The sequence below is a fragment of the Rhodococcoides fascians A44A genome, from assembly GCF_000760735.1.
In the GTDB taxonomy this organism is placed as follows: Bacteria; Actinomycetota; Actinomycetes; order Mycobacteriales; family Mycobacteriaceae; genus Rhodococcoides; species Rhodococcoides fascians_E.
In genome coordinates this window covers 342,235-356,712 of sequence record NZ_JMEX01000008.1, presented here as the reverse complement: position 1 = coordinate 356,712, position 14,478 = coordinate 342,235, and the positions used below count along the sequence as shown (strand labels likewise).

At 64.7% G+C, this 14,478-nt stretch carries 16 protein-coding genes and 4 tRNA genes; 16 read left to right on the top strand and 4 right to left on the bottom strand.

Annotation, left to right across the window (positions count from 1 at the left end):
- Positions 1-18 precede the first annotated feature (18 nt).
- The 3 genes from BH95_RS13855 to BH95_RS13845 all read left to right on the top strand — a co-directional run bounded on the left by BH95_RS13855 (position 19) and on the right by BH95_RS13845 (position 2,544).
- Positions 19-441 (top strand): DUF3592 domain-containing protein, encoded by a 423-nt coding sequence (locus tag BH95_RS13855; protein ID WP_019666443.1) that lies wholly within the window; start codon positions 19-21, stop codon positions 439-441.
- 247 nt (positions 442-688) lie between these two features.
- The gene (locus BH95_RS13850; protein WP_026348029.1) at positions 689-1,825 is read left to right on the top strand and encodes a glycosyltransferase family 4 protein; all 1,137 of its coding nucleotides are present in this window, start codon (positions 689-691) and stop codon (positions 1,823-1,825) included.
- A 26-nt stretch (positions 1,826-1,851) separates the two neighbouring features.
- Positions 1,852-2,544, top strand: coding sequence for a demethylmenaquinone methyltransferase (locus BH95_RS13845; RefSeq protein ID WP_026348028.1), 693 nt, complete (start codon positions 1,852-1,854; stop codon positions 2,542-2,544).
- Positions 2,545-2,547: 3 nt separating this feature from the next.
- Here the strand turns inward: BH95_RS13845 and BH95_RS13840 are convergent, their stop codons facing one another.
- The gene (locus BH95_RS13840; protein ID WP_141215427.1) at positions 2,548-3,846 is read right to left on the bottom strand and encodes a geranylgeranyl reductase family protein; all 1,299 of its coding nucleotides are present in this window, start codon (positions 3,844-3,846) and stop codon (positions 2,548-2,550) included.
- Between the two features lie 77 nt (positions 3,847-3,923).
- Here BH95_RS13840 and BH95_RS13835 point away from each other — a divergent pair, with 77 nt between their 5' ends.
- Both BH95_RS13835 and htpX read left to right on the top strand, forming a co-directional pair.
- Positions 3,924-4,943: a polyprenyl synthetase family protein gene (locus BH95_RS13835; RefSeq protein WP_019666439.1), complete on the top strand. Its 1,020-nt coding sequence runs from the start codon at positions 3,924-3,926 to the stop codon at positions 4,941-4,943.
- Between the two features lie 100 nt (positions 4,944-5,043).
- Positions 5,044-5,904, top strand: a complete 861-nt coding sequence (htpX, locus tag BH95_RS13830) for a zinc metalloprotease HtpX (protein WP_019666438.1) — start codon at positions 5,044-5,046, stop codon at positions 5,902-5,904.
- A gap of 2 nt (positions 5,905-5,906) precedes the next feature.
- Here the strand turns inward: htpX and BH95_RS13825 are convergent, their stop codons facing one another.
- Positions 5,907-6,407 carry a YajQ family cyclic di-GMP-binding protein gene (locus tag BH95_RS13825; protein ID WP_019666437.1) on the bottom strand — a complete coding sequence of 167 codons (501 nt, stop codon included), beginning with the start codon at positions 6,405-6,407 and terminating at the stop codon, positions 5,907-5,909.
- Positions 6,408-6,585: 178 nt separating this feature from the next.
- Between BH95_RS13825 and BH95_RS13820 the strand changes: the two genes are divergently transcribed.
- The 11 genes from BH95_RS13820 to rplA all read left to right on the top strand — a co-directional run bounded on the left by BH95_RS13820 (position 6,586) and on the right by rplA (position 11,293).
- Positions 6,586-6,668, top strand: a tRNA-Tyr gene (locus BH95_RS13820).
- A gap of 153 nt (positions 6,669-6,821) precedes the next feature.
- Positions 6,822-6,894, top strand: a tRNA-Thr gene (locus tag BH95_RS13815).
- A 64-nt stretch (positions 6,895-6,958) separates the two neighbouring features.
- Positions 6,959-7,031 (top strand) — tRNA-Met (locus BH95_RS13810).
- A 60-nt stretch (positions 7,032-7,091) separates the two neighbouring features.
- On the top strand, positions 7,092-7,259 hold the full coding sequence (gene rpmG / locus BH95_RS13805; RefSeq protein ID WP_019666436.1) for a 50S ribosomal protein L33: 168 nt from the start codon (positions 7,092-7,094) through the stop codon (positions 7,257-7,259).
- 170 nt (positions 7,260-7,429) lie between these two features.
- Complete coding sequence (hadA, locus tag BH95_RS13800; RefSeq protein ID WP_196248810.1) at positions 7,430-7,915, top strand: (3R)-hydroxyacyl-ACP dehydratase subunit HadA; 486 nt, start codon at positions 7,430-7,432, stop codon at positions 7,913-7,915.
- Positions 7,902-8,327, top strand: coding sequence for a (3R)-hydroxyacyl-ACP dehydratase subunit HadB (hadB, locus tag BH95_RS13795; protein ID WP_026348024.1), 426 nt, complete (start codon positions 7,902-7,904; stop codon positions 8,325-8,327). The genes hadA and hadB overlap by 14 nt, the downstream gene beginning before the upstream one ends.
- Positions 8,328-8,484: 157 nt before the next feature.
- Positions 8,485-8,557 (top strand) — tRNA-Trp (locus BH95_RS13790).
- A gap of 69 nt (positions 8,558-8,626) precedes the next feature.
- Positions 8,627-9,088 (top strand): preprotein translocase subunit SecE, encoded by a 462-nt coding sequence (gene secE, locus BH95_RS13785; RefSeq protein ID WP_019666433.1) that lies wholly within the window; start codon positions 8,627-8,629, stop codon positions 9,086-9,088.
- A 67-nt stretch (positions 9,089-9,155) separates the two neighbouring features.
- The gene (nusG, locus tag BH95_RS13780) at positions 9,156-9,974 is read left to right on the top strand and encodes a transcription termination/antitermination protein NusG (protein ID WP_037144885.1); all 819 of its coding nucleotides are present in this window, start codon (positions 9,156-9,158) and stop codon (positions 9,972-9,974) included.
- Positions 9,975-10,052: 78 nt separating this feature from the next.
- Positions 10,053-10,487, top strand: a complete 435-nt coding sequence (gene rplK, locus BH95_RS13775; RefSeq protein WP_019666431.1) for a 50S ribosomal protein L11 — start codon at positions 10,053-10,055, stop codon at positions 10,485-10,487.
- A gap of 86 nt (positions 10,488-10,573) precedes the next feature.
- On the top strand, positions 10,574-11,293 hold the full coding sequence (rplA, locus tag BH95_RS13770; protein WP_019666430.1) for a 50S ribosomal protein L1: 720 nt from the start codon (positions 10,574-10,576) through the stop codon (positions 11,291-11,293).
- A gap of 76 nt (positions 11,294-11,369) precedes the next feature.
- On the opposite strand, the gene BH95_RS13765 is transcribed toward rplA, so the two are convergent.
- Together BH95_RS13765 and BH95_RS13760 are read right to left on the bottom strand one after the other, a co-directional pair.
- A complete protein-coding gene (locus BH95_RS13765; RefSeq protein WP_037163708.1) occupies positions 11,370-12,272 on the bottom strand; it encodes an alpha/beta fold hydrolase in 903 nt (300 codons plus the stop codon).
- 10 nt (positions 12,273-12,282) lie between these two features.
- On the bottom strand, positions 12,283-14,250 hold the full coding sequence (locus BH95_RS13760) for a CocE/NonD family hydrolase (RefSeq protein ID WP_037144887.1): 1,968 nt from the start codon (positions 14,248-14,250) through the stop codon (positions 12,283-12,285).
- Positions 14,251-14,478 lie beyond the last annotated feature (228 nt).

Genomic DNA, 14,478 nt, shown 5'->3' with positions numbered 1-14,478 from the left:
ACAGTAACGTTTATCGGCGTGAGCACCCCGAAAGTCACGCATCGAGCGCGGATCTCCGTCCTGATCGTCGCTACCGGGATTTCCGTTCTGGCGTTCCTGTTGGTGGTCGCGGCGTGGCAGAACGATCGCACCATCACCTCGGACGAGGGACGCGCGACGGCGGAAGTGCTGTCGGCGGGAAAGTTGCGTTCCGCAGTCAGCTTCGTGACCCCGGACGGTGTCACCCACAATCCCCAACTGGGTGTGCTGTACCCAACCAATCTCATTGCAGGACAACGCATCGACGTGGAGTACGCGCGCGAGGATCCCGATCTCGTCCGCGTGGCCGGCCGTGACGCAAGCGTCGCGCTCGTTCCCGCCGGCTCGGTCATCGGCGGGACCTGGATCGTCGCGGGTGGAGTGTTGTTCCTTCTCCGGCGGCGGGAGACGTCGGCTTCCTGATCGGCCGAGCGGGACGCATTGCCCGATACTCCGCGCATCGACGGGAGTGCAGCAATCGAAAAAAGCATCGGGCAATTCATCGCACCATGGGCGATCGTGGGTCAGGCGGTGGACGACGGCTCTCGCGGATCCATCGTCGTCTCGCGCCGGGACTCTTGCGTGACGCCGCGCAGCATTAGCGCGAACTTCGCCCGCTCGTAACGTCGGCGCTGCCGGATGGTCCGAGTGCGACTCCACACTGAGGATCGTGCGAGTAGCCATCGTTGCGGAATCGTTCCTACCCAACATGAACGGCGTCACGAATTCGGTGCTTCGAGTTCTCGAACATCTCCAGCGCACCGGCCACGACGCCATGGTCGTCGCTCCGGACAATCCAGCGGGCAAACCGCGAGCCTCGATCGAGCACGATCGCGTACCGGTCCATCGAGTACCGGCCGTCATGGTCCCCAGGATCAGCTCGCTTCCTGTCGGCGTGCCCGGCCCGGGCCTGACGGCGACGATCCGTGAATTCGCTCCGGACGTCGTTCATCTCGCGTCTCCGTTCCTGCTCGGTGCGGGCGGACTCGCAGCGGCCGGCCGCCTCGGTGTGCCCGCGGTGGCGGTCTACCAGACCGACGTCGCAGGGTTCGCCGAAAGCTACGGCCTCGGTCTGACATCCCGTGCGGCGTGGCGGTGGACACGTCGAGTTCACCGCGGAGCGGCACGGACGTTGGCCCCGTCGAGCTCGGCCGTCGAGGCACTCGAACTGCACGGTGTTCCGCGGGTCCACCGTTGGGCCCGAGGTGTCGACGCCGTCCGTTTCGCGCCGTCGTCGCGCCGGGAGGCGCTGCGTACGCAGTGGTCGCCCGACGGCAGGCTGATCGTCGGGTTCGTCGGGCGGCTCGCGCCGGAGAAGCACGTCGAACGACTCGCCGCGCTGCCCGACGACGTGCAGGTGGTGATCGTCGGCGACGGTCCGGACAGGGGCGCTCTCGAGAAGCTGATGCCGACGGCGATCTTCACCGGCCAGCTCGGCGGCGACGAGTTGGCGCAGGCGTACGCAAGCTTCGACGTCTTCGTTCACCCCGGCGAGCACGAGACGTTCTGCCAAGCCGTCCAGGAAGCACTCGCCAGCGGGGTCCCGGTGATCGGTCCCGACGCCGGAGGCCCACGCGACCTGGTGGCGCACTGCCGCAACGGCTACCTGTTGCCCGTCGACAGATTCTGCGAGTTGCTGCCGAGCGCCGTGGCGGCATTGGCCTCGCCTGTCATGCGTGCCCGGTTCGGTGAGGCCGCGCGCACGTCGGTGCTGCACCGCACCTGGCCCGCGATCTGCGACGAGTTGCTCGGCCACTACGGCGACGTCCTCGGGTGGCAGCGCGAGCGGTCGCTGAGAACGGCCTGATCCCGGCGGCGGCTAAACTCGATCGTGTGCCTACAAGTTCACGTGCCACCCTCGAGAAGGAACCGCACGAGGTCGCCTCGATGTTCGACGGCGTCGCCCGTCGGTACGACATCACCAACACCGTTCTGTCGTTCGGTCAGGATCGCAGTTGGCGGAAGCTGACCCGCGCTGCGTTGAACCTGAAGCCGGGGGAGAAGGTCCTGGACCTCGCGGCTGGAACCGGGGTCTCCACGGTCGAACTGGCGCGTAGCGGCGCGTGGTGCGTCGCAACCGATTTCTCGAAGGGGATGCTGCAGGCCGGCGCTGCCCGGCCGGTGCCGATGGTGGCCGGCGACGCCATGCACCTGCCGTACGCCGATGCCAGTTTCGACGCCGCGACCATCTCCTTCGGGCTGCGGAACGTCTCCGACTTTCAGGCGGGTCTGAAGGAAATCGCGCGTGTCACCAAGCCCGGCGGTCGCCTCGTGATCTGTGAATTCTCGACGCCGACGTTCACCCCGTTCCGCACGGTGTACATGGAATATCTGATGAAGATGCTCCCTGCCGTGGCGCGGGCCGTCTCGTCGAATCCGGACGCCTACGTATACCTGGCGGAATCGATCCGCGCCTGGCCGACGCAGGAGCAGTTGGCCACCACCATCGCCGAGTCGGGCTGGTCCGGAGTGCAGTGGCGCAATCTCACCGGCGGAATCGTCGCGCTGCACCGCGCCGTGCGCTGATCGTCAGGTGAAGGGCGGCCGGCTGTCGACCTTCAGTGACGCGGTGCCCGACGCTCTCCATGCCCTGGCGACGAGGTCCGAATCTGCCTCCGTCACCAGGTTTCCCATGACGCGCACCGCGACGGTCATCAACGCACGCGAGCGCATACCGATCGGTCCCGTCGCGGGCAGGAAGCGAGGGACGGTCAGGAGCCCGGCGAGGCGTCGGGCGATGGAGAAGGCCTGTCCGTAGTGCTCACGCAGCAGCGTCGGCCATGCCAGTGTGAGGTCGTTCTCGCTCAGCATGTCGGCGACGAACCGGCCGCCTTCGAGGCTGTAGTCGATTCCTTCGCCGTTGAGCGGGTTCACGCACGCGGCGGCGTCGCCGATGATCGCCCAGTTGACTCCGGCCACGTTCGAGACCGCGCCGCCCATGGGAAGCAGAGCCGACGCCACTGCGCGAAGGTCACCCGTCAACGACCAGTCCTGTCGACGCTGCGAGGTGTACAGATCCAGCAGTGGCCGCAACGCTCCGGGGCCGGGGCGCTTGGCTGTCGCCAATGTACCGACGCCGATGTTCACCTGACCGGTGCCGAGCGGGAAGATCCAGCCGTAGCCGGGCTGTACGGTGCCCGCGGCGTCACGCAGTTCCAGGTGGGAACTGATCCACGGATCGTCCGACCTGTCGGAGTCGATGTACGCGCGGGCAGCGACCCCGAACGTGGTGTCGCGATGCCACTGTCGACCGAGTTTCTTACCGAGTGTGGAACGCACACCGTCGGCGACGATCAGCTTCTCGCAGCGGATCTCCTCACCGTTCGCGAACGTCACCGAGGTGACTTTCGCGCCGTCTCCGGTTGCGTCGACGGCCTTCGCGCCCTCGATCATCGTGGCACCGGAATCGACCGCCGCAACACGGATTCGGTCGTCGAGTTCGGTTCGCGGGACTGCGCTCCCGACCGTCGGCAAGGACCCGCCCGGCCATTCCAGCTGAAGTTCCTGACCGAAACCGGACAGCCGCAGGCCGCGATTCTCCGCTCGTCCGCGAACCCAGTCGCCGAGTCCCAGACGATTCAGCTCGGCGATCGCGCGCGGTGTCAGTCCGTCGCCGCACGTCTTGTCACGCGGAAAGGTCGCCGCGTCCGCGAGGACGACATCCCGGCCTGCTCTTGCGGCCCACGCCGCGGCGGACGACCCGGCAGGGCCCGCGCCGATGACGAGGACGTCGGTGCTTCGCACAGCGCTCACCCGTCCAGTAAAGCAGTGGCGCCGACGGGCCTGCTCCCGCGGGGTTTCGGCCCCCTCTCGCGTGGTGTGTGGCACCTTCCGGCGCTCGCCCGCGCCAGGTTCACTACGGTAGAGACGAAACGACGCCCCCGACGAGGACAGGACGAACAATCGTGAGCACTTTCGACGCGGCCGGATCGACGGTCGTTGCCGGGGTCGACCTCGTCGATCCGCAGCTTGCAGACACCGTCGCCGCGGGGCTGGAACGCGTCGAGAAGCTGATGATCGCCGAATTGTCCGACGGCGAGGATTTTCTCACCGAGGCCGCGCTGCACTTGGCGAAAGCGGGCGGTAAGCGATTCCGTCCGCTGTTCACCGTGCTGACGGCTCAGCTCGGACCCAACCCGACGGACGAGTCGATCGTCACCGCAGCGACCGTCGTCGAACTGGTGCACCTGGCGACGCTGTACCACGACGACGTGATGGACGAGGCGACGATGCGGCGCGGCGCCGAGTCGGCGAACTCGCGCTGGGGCAACAGCATCGCCATTCTCGCCGGCGACTACCTGTTCGCCCATGCGTCGCGGTTGGTGTCGACGCTCGGTCCCGAGGCCGTCCGCATCATCGCCGAGACGTTCGCGGAGTTGGTCACCGGCCAGATGCGCGAGACCATCGGCGTCAAGAAGGACGAGGATCCCGTCGCACACTATCTCCGCGTCGTCTGGGAGAAGACCGGTTCGTTGATCGCGGCGTGTGGACGTTTCGGCGGTACGTTCTCCGGCGGAGACGCTGATCACGTCGCGTCGCTGGAACGTCTCGGCGACGCTGTCGGTACGGCGTTCCAGATCTCCGACGACATCATCGACATCTCGTCGGCGACGGAGCAATCGGGCAAGACGCCGGGCACCGACCTTCGTGAAGGTGTGCACACACTGCCTGTTCTGTTCGCGCTTCGGGAGGACGGCGCCGACGGCGATCGATTGCGGGTACTGCTCGACGGCCCCGTGACCGACGATGCGTCGGTCACCGAGGCGCTCGAACTGTTGGGGCGCTCACCGGGAATGGTTCGGGCCAAGGAGACACTCGGAGAGTTCGCCGCGAAAGCACACGCCGAGCTCGAGAAGCTCCCGCAGGGTGCAGCCAACGATGCGCTGGGTCGACTGGTGGACTACACCGTCGAGCGGGTCGGCTAGATCCCGCTCGTCTCCGGCGCGCTACCCATGGGGAACTTCGTGGGGTGCGCTGATCGTTCTTCCCGTGGGTAACGAGAGAACTTCGGGAAGAGGCGCTGCAATGGGTTTCGCGAACAACGCAAAGACGTTCGGCCTGTTGGTCGGTATGTCCGCGCTCATCGTCTTCGTGGGGGCGTTGTTCAACAGTCCGACGATCTTGTTCGTATCGATCGCGCTTGCCGTCGGGATGAACGGCTACGCCTATTTCAACAGCGCGAAGCTCGCACTGCGAGCGATGCACGCCCAGCCGGTCACCGAGGTGGAACAGCCGGCGATGTTTCGCATCGTGCGCGAGTTGGCGACGACGGCGCACCAGCCGATGCCCGCGCTGTACATCAGCCCGACGAACAACCCGAATGCGTTCGCCACCGGCCGCAATCCGCGCAACGCTGCGGTGTGCTGCACCACCGGCATTCTTCAGATCCTGGACGAGCGTGAGTTGCGGGCCGTTCTCGGCCACGAACTGTCGCACGTCTACAACCGCGACATTCTGATCTCGTCGGTGGCGGGCGCGATGGCCGCGGTGATCTCCGGGCTCGCGAACTTCGCGATGTTCGCATCCATGTTCGGCGGCCGCGGCAACGGCGGCGCCAATCCCTTTGCACTGCTGCTCGTCTCGCTGCTGGGGCCCATCGCGGCCACCGTCGTCAAGCTGGCGGTGTCGCGTTCTCGCGAGTATCAGGCGGACCGGTCGGGAGCCGAGCTGACGGGCGATCCGCTTGCTCTGGCGTCGGCGCTGCGCAAACTGGAGCGAGGCGTTCAGGCGGCACCGCTGCCGCCTGAACCGCGCCTCGCCGCCGAGTCCCACCTGATGATCGCCAGCCCGTTCCGGGCCGGAGACAAGGTCGGCAAACTGTTCTCCACGCACCCGCCGATGGCGGACCGCATCGACCGCCTCGAACGAATGGCCAGGGGAGAGTAGAGCTAGCGGTAGTTGACGAACTGAAGCGCGAGGCCGAAGTCCTCGGACTTGAGCAGCTGCTGCACAGCCTGCAGGTCGTCCCGCTTCTTGCTGCTGATGCGTAGCTCGTCGCCCTGGATCTGCGCCTTGACGCCCTTGGGGCCGTCGTCGCGGATCTTCTTGGTCAGCTTCTTCGCGTTCTCGCTCGAGATGCCCTGAACGAGCTTCCCGGTCACCTTGTAGACCTTGCCCGACGCTGCCGGCTCGTTGGTCTCGAACGCTTTCAGCGACACATCGCGGCGAATCAGTTTTTCCTTGAAGACGTCGAGGGCGGCTTTCACCTTCTCTTCGCTCTCGGAGGTGATCACGATCACCTCGTTGTCGCCGCTGCCCGACCACTCGATCACGGTGCCGGAACCGCGGAAGTCGAACCGCGTCGCGAGCTCCTTCGCAGCCTGTCCCAGAGCGTTGTCGACCTCTTGACGGTCGACCTTGCTCACTACGTCGAAGGAAGAATCAGCCACGTGCAACTCCTGTACTCGAATCGGTTTCGATCGGCTTCTGTGAGCCGATCCGTGAGGCTCGTCCTGACGACGTTAGCTCGTTCGCACCCGCGCTATCCACCCGGTTTGCGTTTCCGGGGGACGTTCGTTGTATTCTTCTCTCCGCGTCGAAGAGAGCGAAAGTTCTCGTCGAGCACCCGGCAGATTGCCCGAGCGGCCAATGGGAGCGGACTGTAAATCCGTCGGCTTATGCCTACGTAGGTTCGAATCCTACATCTGCCACACAGATGCCCCGGCGAGAGAAATTCTCGCTGGGGTTTCTACTGTAAGAGGATCCGCAGAAGGCGCGGCGAGCACGCAATTTGGTACTCGACGCTCGGACTGTGTAACCTCTTGAAGGCTTCGACGCACGGCTTGCCGCGCAGAGAAGCGAACGCCCCCTTAGCTCAGTCGGTAGAGCGTTTCCATGGTAAGGAAAAGGTCAACGGTTCGATTCCGTTAGGGGGCTCGCTGGATTGGATGGTTCGCGTCCACACCCTTGTTAGTGAGATGGTGTAGGGGTGAGCACCTGAGGCGGTGTAGCTCAGTTGGTAGAGCAAACGACTCATAATCGTTGCGTCGCCGGTTCAAGTCCGGTCACCGCTACACAAGAAGAATGCACAGTCCTGATTAACCGGATCAGATTTACCCGAAAGTAGGCATCCAGTGGCCTCCTCCACCGATGTGCGGCCCAAGATCACCTTGGCCTGCGAGGTTTGCAAGCACCGTAACTACATCACGAAGAAGAACCGCCGCAACGATCCCGACCGCCTCGAGCTGAAGAAGTTCTGCTCGAACTGCGGCACGCATCGCGCGCACCGCGAGTCTCGCTAGTCGCGAGCCTCATCGGCTGCTGGTTCTCGTTCGGAGTCGACGCCACGCGTTAGGCTTACTTTTCGTGCCCTAACCGCATCTGCGTCCTGGGTAGAAAAGGTTCTTTCAGCGTGACCGAGTCAGTGCAGGACCCAGAGCTGGTGCAAGATCCAGCTCTGCATGCGGCGGCGATGGTGGGCCACCACTACAAGGTGGACCACGCCTACGAGGTCGGTCGTGAGAAGGTGCGTGAGTACGCCCGTGCCGTCCAGGACTGGCACCCCGCCCACCACGACGAGGATGCAGCCAAAGGCCTCGGATACGACGGCCTGCTTGCCCCGCTGACGTTCATCTCGTTGGTCGGCATCATCGCGCAGTCGCGGATGTTCAAGGAATTCATCACCGGGTACGACCCGAGTCAGATTCTGCAGACCGATCAGAGGCTGCAATTCCACAAGGCCATTCAGGTCGGTGACGAGTTGTCCTGCGAGGTCTACCTCGAATCGTTCCGCCAGATGAGCGGCAGTGACATCATCACCACCAAGAACATCGTGACCGATCAGAACGGCGAGCTGGTCCAGACGACCTGGACGACGCTGGTCGCCCGAACCGGCGGCGAAGTCGACGAGAACATCGCCCACGCAGTCAAGGAAGTGATCATGCATGGCGCTTCGTAGTTTTGCGGATGTGGCGGTCGGCGACGAGCTGCCCGAGCGCGTGGTCAAGCTGACCCGCGGAGATCTGGTCAACTACGCCGGCGTGTCCGGTGATCCCAATCCGATCCACTGGAGCGACGAGGTCGTCAAGCTCGCGGGATTGGACAACGTCATCGCCCACGGCATGTTGACGATGGGTCTCGGCGCTGGATTCGTGACGTCGTGGCTCGGCGACCCGGGTGCGGTCACCGAGTACAACGTCCGCTTCACCAGCTCCGTGTACGTGCCCGCGGATTCGGCCGCGTCGGTCGAGTACACCGGCAAGGTGAAGTCGGTCGACCCCGAATCCAAGTCCGCGGTCATCGCGATCACAGCGAAGTCCGAGGGCAAGAAGATCTTCGGTAGGGCGACGGCAACCGTCCGTCTGGCCTGACCTGCCTGATTTCAAACTTCCATAGCCTGTGCAGTACACTGAGATTTCTGGGGTTGTTCAGCGCTGCGCGCTGCCAAGACTCTCTTTCGAGGGTGTGAGGTAGCGCGTACGTTGTGTGTGACTCCAGAACGGTCCGACTCCAATCGGGTTGGACCGAAGGGGCGTAGCTCAATTGGTAGAGCAACGGTCTCCAAAACCGTAGGTTGCAGGTTCAAGTCCTGTCGCCCCTGCCCATGTGGCTCCCTCACCGCATTTCCGGTGAGGAGAGCGACGGTGTCAGCTACTGAGAGGAACGACGGGTGAGCGAGGAGCGCGGCAAGCGCGAAGACGAGTCCGGGGATTCGTCAACGCCCGATTCGTCGACGCCGGATGCCTCTGTATCCCAGAACGACACTTCCTCCGCCGCTGTCGCCAAGCCTTCCGGCAAGCGCACTGCGCGACGTTCACGGACCGCAGGCGCTGCGTCCGAGCCCGTGTCGATCTCCAAGTCGTCGGACGGCAAGTCCACCGCGCCGGCAGGCAAGGCATCCGTTGCCACCCGCACGCCGAAGTCCCGCGAGGCGAAGCGCCCGAACATCTTCAAGCGTCTGATCCAGTTCCTGCGCGAGGTCGTCGCAGAGCTGCGCAAGGTCATCTGGCCGAACCGCAAGCAAATGGTCACCTACACCAGCGTCGTGCTCGTGTTCGTGGCGTTCATGGTCGCGTACATCAGCGGTCTGGACCTGGCATTCACGCAAGGCGTCGAGTGGCTGTTCGGTTGACACCGATCCGCTGGCCGAGTCCGATGAGTAGTACGACATGCATGAAACGACAGAAAGGGTGCCTGCTGTGAGCACGCCGCACAACGACGCCACCGAAGTGGCCGCATTCGACGCCGATGTCGAGGCGACCAAACAGGGCCTCGAAGCGGAGCAGGCCGCTCTGGACCGCGAGACCGACGAGGCCATCGCTGCCGACGTCGCCGCTGCCGCCGGTGACGACGCGGTAGCCGACGAGACGGCAGAGGCCGAGCCCGCCGAGGTCGAGGATCCGGTCGCCGAGTTCAAGGCAGCTCTCCGACGCGCACCCGGTGACTGGTACGTCATCCACTCGTACGCAGGCTACGAGAACAAGGTCAAGACCAACCTCGAGACTCGTGTGCAGAACCTCGACGTCGGCGACTACATCTTCCAGGTCGAGGTCCCGATCGAAGAGGTCACCGAGATCAAGAACGGCCAGCGCAAGCAGGTCAACCGCAAGGTTCTGCCCGGCTACATCCTGGTCCGGATGGAACTCAACGACGAGTCGTGGGGCGCGGTGCGCAACACCCCCGGTGTCACCGGATTCGTCGGCGCCACGTCGCGTCCGTCGCCGCTGACCATCAACGAGGTCGTCAAGTTCCTCATGCCGCAGGACGGGCAGAAGAAGGACGCGAAGGCCTCGGCTGCTGCAGCCGAGGGCGCTACCACCGAGACCACGTCGAAGCCGGCCATCGAGGTCGACTTCGAGGTCGGCGAGTCCGTCACCGTCATGGACGGCCCGTTCGCGACACTCCCGGCCAGCATCAGCGAAGTCAACGCCGAGCAGCAGAAGCTCAAGGTGCTGGTATCCATCTTCGGCCGTGAGACTCCGGTCGAACTGGGCTTCACGCAGGTCGCCAAGATCTAGTCGGCGCCGCGTGGGCGAGCCCACACAGAACTTGCAGTAGTTACCGCAAGAAACCCGAGCGAATACAAGGAAAAAGAAATGCCCCCGAAGAAGAAGAAGCTAGCCGGGATCATCAAGCTTCAGATCCAGGCAGGACAGGCCAACCCTGCTCCTCCCGTCGGCCCCGCGCTGGGTCAGCACGGCGTCAACATCATGGAGTTCTGCAAGGCGTACAACGCAGCGACCGAGTCGCAGCGCGGAAACGTCGTGCCGGTCGAGATCTCGGTCTACGAAGACCGTACGTTCGACTTCAAGCTCAAGACTCCTCCCGCCGCCAAGCTGCTGCTCAAGGCTGCAGGCGTCGCCAAGGGTTCGGGCGAGCCGCACAAGACCAAGGTCGCCAAGGTGACCATGGACCAGGTGCGCGAAATCGCCAAGACCAAGGCAGAAGACCTCAACGCCAACGACATCGACCAGGCCGCGAAGATCATCGCCGGTACTGCTCGTTCGATGGGCATCACGGTCGAAGGCTGACCTAGGCCTCGTCACACACGAAGCGTCACGTGGGAGGGCCTGCCAGGCCTGTCAACCACACTGAACTCATGATTGGACAGTAAGAAATGGCAAAGCGCAGCAAGGCCTACCTCGAGCAGGCCGCAAAGGTGAATGCAGACAACCTGTACTCGCCGCTTCAGGCAGCACAGTTGGCCAAGGACACCGCGTCGAGCAAGTTCGACGCGACCGTCGAGGTCGCCGTTCGTCTCGGCGTCGACCCTCGTAAGGCCGACCAGATGGTGCGCGGCACCGTCAACCTTCCCCACGGCACCGGCAAGACCGCTCGGGTCATCGTTTTCGCCGCTGGTGAGAAGGCTGCAGAAGCAGAGGCAGCAGGAGCCGACGTCGTCGGCGCAGAGGATCTGATCGAGCGCATCCAGGGCGGTTTCCTGGACTTCGACGCCGCGATCGCCACCCCGGACCAGATGGCCAAGGTCGGCCGCATCGCCCGCGTCCTCGGACCGCGTGGCCTCATGCCGAACCCGAAGACGGGCACCGTCACCAACGACGTGACCAAGGCCGTCAACGACATCAAGGGCGGAAAGATCAACTTCCGCGTCGACAAGCAGGCCAACCTGCACTTCGTCATCGGCAAGGCATCGTTCGACAACGCCAAGCTGGTGGAGAACTACGGTGCGGCACTCGACGAGATCCTCCGTGCGAAGCCGTCCTCCGCCAAGGGCCGCTACGTCAAGAAGATCACCGTCTCGACGACGACCGGACCGGGAATCCCCGTGGACCCGAACCGCACGCGTAACCTCCTCGAGGACGACGCAGAAGCGTAAGCAGTAGTACCGAAAGAGGGCCGACCCCACCGGGGGTCGGCCCTCTTTCGTATTTCGTGCGTCTCGCGGGAACCGATCAGGCTCGCGCGAAGTTGGACGACAGTTCGCCGAGGATTTCGTCCCACAGTGGACGGGGGAGGTCGTGGCCCATTCCGCCGATGAGGTGGAGTGAGGATCCGGGGACTGCTCGGGCGACGGCTTTGCCACCGGAGGGGCGCATGAGTCGGTCGGCGCGGCCGTGGACGACGACGGTGGGTGCGGCGATCTGCGCGGCGATCCGGCGGAGACTGCCTGTTCCGGTCACTGCGGCCATCTGGCGGAGTGCGCCGGCGGGGTTGTAGTTGCGGTCGTACATTTCGCCTGCGGTGACGAGGAGTTCTTCCATGGGCGTGGGGTACGCGGGGCTGCCGATGATTCGTCGGGTGTTGGCGGAGTGGGCGACGATCTGTTCGCGGGTGGCACCCGGGCCAGGGCCTTTCATGAGGGGGAGGAGTGCGCGCGGGTCGGGAGGCGGCAGGAAGGCCTCGTTGGTACTGGAGAAGATGATCGCGGTGCTGAGTACGCGATTCGGGTACAGCCCGGCGAAGACCTGCGCGATCATTCCGCCCATGGATGCGCCGACGACGTGTACCTGTTCGATGTCGAGGTGGTCGAGTAGGCCTTTGGTGTCGAGTGCCATGTCCTTCAGGGTGTACGGGACGGTGCTCGACGCGCCGAGGCCCGTGCGGATCAGCCGGAGCAAGGCGGAGCCTTCGATGCGGAGCCCGTCCATCTTGGTGGACAGTCCGATGTCGCGGTTGTCGAATCGGATGACCCGGAATCCCAGGTCGACGATTCGCTCGCAGAATTCCCTGGGCCACAGCGTCATCTGGGCACTGAGCCCCATGATCATCAGGACTACCGGGTCGTCGGGGTTGCCCATGTCCTCGTAGGCGAGTTCGATACCGTTCGACGGCGCGAAGCCGGTGCGGGTCTGCATTGGTTCTCCTTCACCAGCCTGGGTCGTCGAGCATGGGCACGACGAGGAAGCTGGGGTTCTCGGGATCGATGACGATGTCCTGGCTGCGGGCTCGGGTTCGAAGCAGGTCGGGGAGGATGGGCATGAATCGGGGCGGGTCGGCGGCGAATACGTCGACTCTCAGGCGGTGTCCGACGGAGATCGCGGCTTCGGTGGTGAGCAAGTCGATGTCGAGGGTCAACGGTTCACCGACGGGTACCGGAAGCATCGAGGCTTCGGTCAATGGGTGGTGCGGGCGGGTGTAGTCACCGTTGGGGGCGAACAAGGACTTCTCGTCGTCGACGGCTCGGCGCGATGCGAGCAGGGCCCCGTTGGTCACGACGGTGGACGTGCCGTCGGGTGCGACGTCGCACACCATGATGGCCCAGAGTGCTTCTCGTGCACGGCATACGACGCGCAGATGCAGATTCATCGGTCCCGAGATCACCGTGTCGACCGAGGCCGGCATCGTCGTGAAACTGACCGCGGCGCCCTCGGCGAATCGATTGTCGTAGGTGAAGCCACCGCCGAGGACGGCGGTGACTCCGGCGAGCACCTGCGTCGTGTCCCGTGAGACGACGGCTCGAAGCGAGGGGCGGACGGTGAATGTTCCACTGCTGCCGTCGGATCGGCCGCCGAGTGTGCCGTCGGCTGCTGCGTGCCGCGCCGTTCCCGACGTGGCGGCGGACAGGTACAGCCGTTGCGGTACGGCGTGGGGTGCGGGGAAGCGGCCGTGGGCCGTCCACGATCCGCCCTGGCTGCGGAGCGTGACGGGCCCGAATCGCTCGATACCGTTGTCCTCGTCGCGTAGCCAGCGGTCGAACCATGCTCGTTCCAGCACGTCCAGCCGTGGCGGAAAACCCGGTCGGCCGAAGCCGATTCCGGGGTTGCCGTGGTAGCCGTCTCCGACGAGGAGTTGTTTCCGGCCGCGTTCGAGGGCCAGGCGGTTGTAGATGTCGGGTGCGGATCCACCGAAGATGTCGTGCCAGCATCCGTACACGAACGTGGGGACGTCGATCTCTTCGATGTCCGCGTCGATGTTGTCGTAGTACGGGTCGTCGTAGATCCGGGTGTCGCCACCGGTCAGGAAACCTTTGGCAAGGTCGAACATGTGGGTCGCGGGGGATGCCGCTCGGTCGCGAAGCCACGTCAGGGCGTCGACGCCGCGGAGCGTCGGAAACCATTTGAGCGCGTTCACCGCCGTCAGCCACAACGGGATGAACAGTGACGGTGCACCTCCCGTCGCGAAGATCTCCCGAACGATGTCGACGGAGCCCTCCACGGCGAACACTGCGTGCAGGCCGTCGGGCCGCTTGGATGCTGCTTGCAGTGCGTTGATGGCGGAGTAGGAGATACCGGTCATGCCGACGCGGCCGTTGCACCAGGGCTGGGAGGTGATCCAGTCGATGATCTCGACGGAATCGAGCTGCTCGCGATCCCCGAGGATGTCCCACGTGCCGTTCGACGAGCCGGTACCACGTGCGTCGACGATGACCTGGACGTAGCCGCTTCGAATCAGATGCCGGTTGACCGACAGCAGATCGGCGGCACCGCCGTCGACGATGCGCGTGATCTCGGTGATTCCGTCGAACGCGGTGTTGCTCAGGTCGAATCGACGCGACGCACCGCGAATGGCACGTCCCAGGACTGGCGCCCCGAGGAGTGTGTCGATGCCGGTGATCAACCGCTTGTTGTACGGGGTGATGTTGAGGACCGCGGGCAGTGCGGTCTCCACGGCCCGACCCGCCGCGTCGGCCGGACGCATGACATCCGCGCGTAGCACCGTCCCGTCGCTCATAGTGACCGGGACGTTCCGTGCGCGTGCGATCCGCGGGTACAACGGTGGTGATTCGACGAGGCTGCGCCAGGCGGCAGCTGCGTCGCCGCCGCTCGGGTCCCGCTCCGGGCTCGATCCGGCGGAGTCCGGTAGGAGCAGTGGGCGTGGCTGCGCTGCCGTCATGTTCTCGATTCAACAGCCCCGAGTACCGTCTTGTCCTGCGTGCGCCGATTGTTGTTCACGATGACAGCGTCGCCGGTGCGTCGTCACAGCAGCGCGTTTTGGACTTTGCGGCGCAGCGCTGTAGTCTGGTCGACGGCTCTGAATCGGATTTCGGTTCGGATCCGCCCAAACAAGTTCTACCCAAGACCGTTGGTCACCGCCTTCTCGGGGGATTTCTTTCACGAGATT

Excerpts from the sequence above, each read along its gene's own strand:
- hadA (WP_196248810.1), top strand. The coding sequence starts at position 7,430 with ATGGTGGGCCACCACTACAAGGTGGACCACGCCTACGAGGTCGGTCGT.
- hadB (WP_026348024.1), top strand. The coding sequence starts at position 7,902 with ATGGCGCTTCGTAGTTTTGCGGATGTGGCGGTCGGCGACGAGCTGCCC.
- BH95_RS13760 (WP_037144887.1), bottom strand. The coding sequence starts at position 14,250 with ATGACGGCAGCGCAGCCACGCCCACTGCTCCTACCGGACTCCGCCGGA.
- rplK (WP_019666431.1), top strand. The coding sequence starts at position 10,053 with ATGCCCCCGAAGAAGAAGAAGCTAGCCGGGATCATCAAGCTTCAGATC.
- rplA (WP_019666430.1), top strand. The coding sequence starts at position 10,574 with ATGGCAAAGCGCAGCAAGGCCTACCTCGAGCAGGCCGCAAAGGTGAAT.
- htpX (WP_019666438.1), top strand. The coding sequence starts at position 5,044 with ATGGGTTTCGCGAACAACGCAAAGACGTTCGGCCTGTTGGTCGGTATG.
- BH95_RS13765 (WP_037163708.1), bottom strand. The coding sequence starts at position 12,272 with ATGCAGACCCGCACCGGCTTCGCGCCGTCGAACGGTATCGAACTCGCC.